The organism is Paludisphaera soli (assembly GCF_011064595.1).
Lineage (GTDB): Bacteria > Planctomycetota > Planctomycetia > Isosphaerales > Isosphaeraceae > Paludisphaera > Paludisphaera soli.
In genome coordinates this window covers 1-2,500 of sequence record NZ_JAALJI010000073.1, presented here as the reverse complement: position 1 = coordinate 2,500, position 2,500 = coordinate 1, and the positions used below count along the sequence as shown (strand labels likewise).

General features: G+C 62.4%; 2 rRNA genes (1 of these 2 cut by a window edge). Both read left to right on the top strand.

The annotated features are described in order from the left end of the window. A 23S ribosomal RNA gene (locus G6O68_RS31255) occupies window positions 1–2,116 on the top strand; it begins 684 nt to the left of the window's first position. Window positions 2,117–2,340: 224 nt separating this feature from the next. Continuing rightward, a 5S ribosomal RNA gene (gene rrf / locus G6O68_RS31250) occupies window positions 2,341–2,448 on the top strand. The last annotated feature ends 52 nt before the right edge of the window (window positions 2,449–2,500 follow it).

Genomic DNA, 2,500 nt, shown 5'->3' with positions numbered 1-2,500 from the left:
CAGGTTGAAGCGGCCTTAACCGGCCGTGGAGGACCGAACCCACCAATGTTGAAAAATTGGGGGAGGACCCGTGGGGAGGAGTGAAAGTCTAATCAAACCTGGAGATAGCTCGTTCTCTCCGAAATGGCTTTAGGGCCAGCCTCGGGAAGTAACGCACGGGGGTAGAGCGACGGAATCCGTTTGGGGGCCTCCCCGGCTACCCATCGGAACCCAACTCCGAATACCGTGCGTCGGACCCCGGGAGTCAGAGCGTGGGGGATAAGCTTCATGCTCGAGAGGGAAACAACCCAGACCGCCGACCAAGGCCCCTAAAGCGACGCTCAGTGGTAAAGGAAGTGGGATCGCCGTGACAGCCGGGATGTTGGCTTAGAAGCAGCCACCATTTCAAAAGTGCGTAACAGCTTACCGGTCGAGCCATCCCGCGCCGAAAATGACGGGGACTAAGCGTCGTGCCGCAGTCGCGGATACGCAAGTATGGTAGGAGAGCGTCGACGCCAGCGTCGAAGCGGCACCGGTGAGGAGCCGTGGAGCGGCGTCGAGTGCGCATGCCGGAACGAGTAACGACAAGACGGGTGGGAAGCCCGTCCGCCGAAAGCACAAGGTTTCCTGGGGAAGGTCAATCCGCCCAGGGTCAGTCGGGTCCTAAGACGAGGCCCAAGGGCGTAGTCGATGGGCAGACGGTTAATATTCCGTCACCCGGCGGGGAGGTTGAACGAGGGAGGACGCCGGAGGATTCTCGAGTCGGGGTGGTAGACGCCCCCGTGCCGCAAGGCCGACAGCATTCGATCTGGAAGCTCGAGAGAATCCGGCCGCGAAAAGCCCCCTCGGGACGAACCGCCGGCCCGTACCGCAATCCGACACAGGTGTGCCAGGTGAGAATCCGAAGGCGTTCGGGAGAACCCTCGTGAAGGAACTCGGCAAAATGACCCCGTACCTTCGGTACAAGGGGTGCTCCCCGCAAGGGGAGCCGCAGAGAATCGGCTCTAGCGACTGTTTATCAAAAACACAGGACTCTGCCAACTCGCAAGAGGACGTATAGAGTCTGACGCCTGCTCGGTGTCGGTAGGTTGAGGAAGCCAGTCAGCGCAAGCGAAGCCGGCGACCGAAGCCCCGATAAACGGCGGCCGTAACTATGACGGTCCTAAGGTAGCGAAATTCCTTGTCGGGTAAGTTCCGACCTGCATGAATGGCGTAACGACTGGAGCGCTGTCTCCACGAGGGACCCGGTGAAACTGTAGTCGTGGTGAAGATGCCACGTACCCGCGGTTAGACGGAAAGACCCCGTGAACCTTTACTGCAGGTTGGCACTGGTCCGATGCTCGTTCTGTGTAGGATAGGTGGGAGGCTTCGACCCGGCGGCGCCAGCCGTCGGCGAGCCAACGGTGAAATACCACCCTGAATGATCGTCGGCCCTCACCGTTACGCAGCCCGTAACGGGACCGTGCTCATCGGGCAGTTTGACTGGGGCGGTCTCCTCCCAAAGAGTAACGGAGGAGCGCCATGGTGCCCTCGGCCCGGTCGGCAATCGGGCAACGCGAGCGCAAACGTATAAGGGCGCCTGACTGCGAGACCGATGGGTCGAGCAGGGACGAAAGTCGGCGTTAGTGATCCGGCGGTGCTGGATGGAAAGGCCGTCGCTCAACAGATAAAAGGTACTCCGGGGATAACAGGCTGATCTCCCCCGAGCGTCCCTAGCGGCGGGGAGGTTTGGCACCTCGATGTCGGCTCATCGCATCCTGGGGCTGGAGAAGGTCCCAAGGGTTTGGCTGTTCGCCAATGAAAGCGGTACGCGAGCTGGGTTCAGACCGTCGTGAGACAGGTCGGTCCCTATCTGCCGTGGGCGTAGGAGACTTGAGGAGCTTCTCCCCTAGTACGAGAGGATTGGGGAGGACCGACCTCTGGTGTGCCGGCTGTCCTGCTAAGGGCACCGCCGGGTAGCCAGGTCGGGACGGGATAAGCGCTGAAGGCATCTAAGCGCGAAGCCCTCTCCGAGATGAGGTCTCCAGCGGGATTTTCCCGCGTAGGCTCCTGGAAGACGACCAGGTCGATAGGCCGGGAGTGCAAGGCGGGCGACCGCCTCAGCCGACCGGTCCTAACAGCCGAGCGGCTTGACCACCCCGATCCGTCCCCCCCGCACACAGCAGGGCGGGCCCGATCCGGGTCGCACGCAAGCTCTCCGCTTCCACGCGAAGCCTCGCCAGGTCAAGAGACTCCCGATCCGGACCAAGGCCCGTGATCGACGAGACGAGACGTGAGTGGACGACGCCACGAACCGTGTCCGTATCGACCGACCCACCGAAATCACGCCCGGCGGGGCGAAACACCCCCGCCGGCCGTCTTTCCGGCGACCATACCGTCGGGGCCACACCCGTTCCCATTCCGAACACGGCCGTTAAGCCCGACGGGCCCATGATAGTGCAATAGCGCGAAAGTCGGTCATCGCCGGGATCCCCCAAGGACGCCCCCGGATCGCAAGATCCGGGGGCGTCCCCGTTTCGAA